The sequence below is a fragment of the Vibrio sp. Vb0349 genome, from assembly GCF_033338975.1.
In genome coordinates this window covers 1-2,198 of the sequence record NZ_JAWOTS010000075.1, presented here as the reverse complement: position 1 = coordinate 2,198, position 2,198 = coordinate 1, and the positions used below count along the sequence as shown (strand labels likewise).

The window sequence follows — 2,198 nt, the reverse complement described above, 5'->3', positions numbered from 1 at the left end:
GACGGATTCGCAACGCGTGGCATTTTTACTATGCGTTGGTTTTAGTGATTATGGTGGTTTGCAGAAACATCGTATTGCGTTGCTCACCACTTAAGCGGGCGTTAGGCGATTAGGAGAGTTCATTGTTCGAAGTTGGTAAAATCTATAACCGTCGCTCTGATATTCACGGCGTATACAAAGGGCAACAGTATGGTGGTATCGCTACGCCAGCTAATCATCCTTATGTATTTATATTTACCAGTGATGCTGGTGAAGAGTTCGGCTATTCCGATGGTTTTGGTCCTGATGGTACGTTTAGGTATACAGGCGAAGGTCAAGTAGGTGATATGCAGATGGCCAAAGGTAATTTGGCAATCTTCGAGCACCAGCAAAACAAAAAAGAAATCTTGTTGTTTGAGTCGACGACCAAAGGCTTTGTGCGTTTTGTCGGAGTATGTAGTTACATTGAACACCACATCGAGCAGCGACCTGACAAAAATGGTCAACTTCGAGATGCTTTCATTTTTCACTTGGACGTACTTCCGCAACCAAGGCTTCCGGGAGTGGAAAATGGCAAGGCTCCTTACTTAACCAAACCGACTAAAAGCAAATCACTTAAGCAGTTGCGCGATATTGCTACGGCTGTGACCCCAAACGATGTGGACGTTAAAGAACAAGTTGCTCATGTCCGTTATCGCAGTGAGGCTATAAAGTTATATGCCAAAAAGCGCGCAAATGGGGTTTGTGAAGGTTGCAGAAGCAAGTAACCCTTTGAAACTAAGGCTGGACCTTATCTAGAAGTCCATCATTTAACTAGGCTTGCTGACGGTGGTGCTGACTGCCCGGAAAATGTTATCGCTCTATGTCCTACTTGCCATAGGAGAGCGCATTATTCAATCGACAGCAAAGAGTTCAACGAACGGTTGTTAAGAATAGCCCTTAGCATCGAAGAAAAAATCGCCCAACAAAGCATTTAAGAGTGATTCGCAACGCTTGGCATTTTCGCTTCGCTCAAGTATAGCCAAGCGTCGCTCACACCTTAATGCGGCGTTATGTGCTTAGAGGGAAAATGGCATTGATTAGAGAAATGGATATCTCGGATTACTCTCAAGTTATTGAGCTTTGGTCTGAAACAGAAGCTATGTTGCTGCGTGATGCAGACTCTAGAGAAAACATAGGTAAATACTTAGAACGTAACCCCAATCTCAGCTTTGTCGCTGTAGATGGTGGCACTATTGTAGGTGCAATTTTAGTGGGTACAGATGGTCGTCGAGGCTACGTACAACATTTGGCTGTAAACGCGAATTGTCGAGGCAAAGGCATTGGTGCCAAACTCATATCCTCAGCGGTCGATACATTATCGAAAATTGGTATAGCTAAAACTCACTTATTTGTTGCCAATGAAAACCTGAATTCTCAATATTTCTATGAAAAACTAGGTTGGTTTCCACGTGATGAAGTACGTATGTTTTCTTTTAACTCGTCTTGCAGTGGTAATGTTTAGTACGCACATAACAAAGCATTTAAGAGTGATTCAGCACGCGTGGCATTTTCGGTATGCGGTGATTTCGGTGTTTAAGTGCAATGCGGAGGCATAGTCATTGCGTGCTTCACACCTTAATTGGGCGTTAGGGCGCAAGGAGTAAAATGATGATTCATCACATAGATCATATTGTTCTCACAGTCTCCGACATAGAAAAATCAGTGGACTTTTATAAACGGGTTTTGTGCATGGAAGAGGTGACTTTTTCCAATGGCCGTAAGGCTGTAACGTTCGGAAATCAAAAGATTAACTTTCAGCTTCTTGGCCAAGAACCGCGAAATGTAGCTAATGTTGGTTCACGTGATGTTTGCTTAATTTCAGATTGGCCGTTGACATCAGTGGTAAACCATTTAGTCAAAGAAAATGTCAAAATCATAGAGGGTCCAGTCGAAAAATCAGGAGCTGTTGGTGCAATCCAATCGGTCTATTTTTTGGATCTTGATAAAAACTTAATAGAAGTCAGCGTGTATCAATAGGCTCTGCGCCCTAACAAACTGTTCAAGAGGGATTCGCAACGCGTGGCATTTTTACTATGCGTTGGTTTTAGTGATTAAGGTGGTATGCGGTGGCTTCGGTATTGCGTTGCTCACCCCTTAACAGGGCGTTATGTGCTTGGAGGAAAAATGGGATATTTTCAGTACTATGGAATCGACTGGGTTGCAATGGTACTTACGTT

Annotated in this window: 3 protein-coding genes and 1 pseudogene; all 4 read left to right on the top strand. The window is 43.1% G+C overall.

What is annotated here, in order from left to right; all coding sequences use genetic code 11:
- Positions 1-122 precede the first annotated feature (122 nt).
- The 4 genes and pseudogenes from R7Q47_RS23275 to R7Q47_RS23265 all read left to right on the top strand — a co-directional run bounded on the left by R7Q47_RS23275 (position 123) and on the right by R7Q47_RS23265 (position 1,998).
- Positions 123-746 carry an HNH endonuclease gene (locus tag R7Q47_RS23275; protein ID WP_411912879.1) on the top strand — a complete coding sequence of 208 codons (624 nt, stop codon included), beginning with the start codon at positions 123-125 and terminating at the stop codon, positions 744-746.
- A 33-nt stretch (positions 747-779) separates the two neighbouring features.
- Positions 780-956 (top strand): annotated as a pseudogene (locus R7Q47_RS26920) (HNH endonuclease); the annotation flags it as partial.
- A 92-nt stretch (positions 957-1,048) separates the two neighbouring features.
- Entirely contained in the window at positions 1,049-1,483 is a 435-nt protein-coding gene (locus R7Q47_RS23270) for a GNAT family N-acetyltransferase (protein ID WP_248486671.1), read from the top strand.
- A 146-nt stretch (positions 1,484-1,629) separates the two neighbouring features.
- Positions 1,630-1,998, top strand: a complete 369-nt coding sequence (locus R7Q47_RS23265) for a VOC family protein (RefSeq protein ID WP_248487626.1) — start codon at positions 1,630-1,632, stop codon at positions 1,996-1,998.
- Positions 1,999-2,198: the final 200 nt, after the last annotated feature.

Excerpts from the sequence above, each read along its gene's own strand:
- R7Q47_RS23265 (WP_248487626.1), top strand. The coding sequence starts at position 1,630 with ATGATTCATCACATAGATCATATTGTTCTCACAGTCTCCGACATAGAA.
- R7Q47_RS23270 (WP_248486671.1), top strand. The coding sequence starts at position 1,049 with ATGGCATTGATTAGAGAAATGGATATCTCGGATTACTCTCAAGTTATT.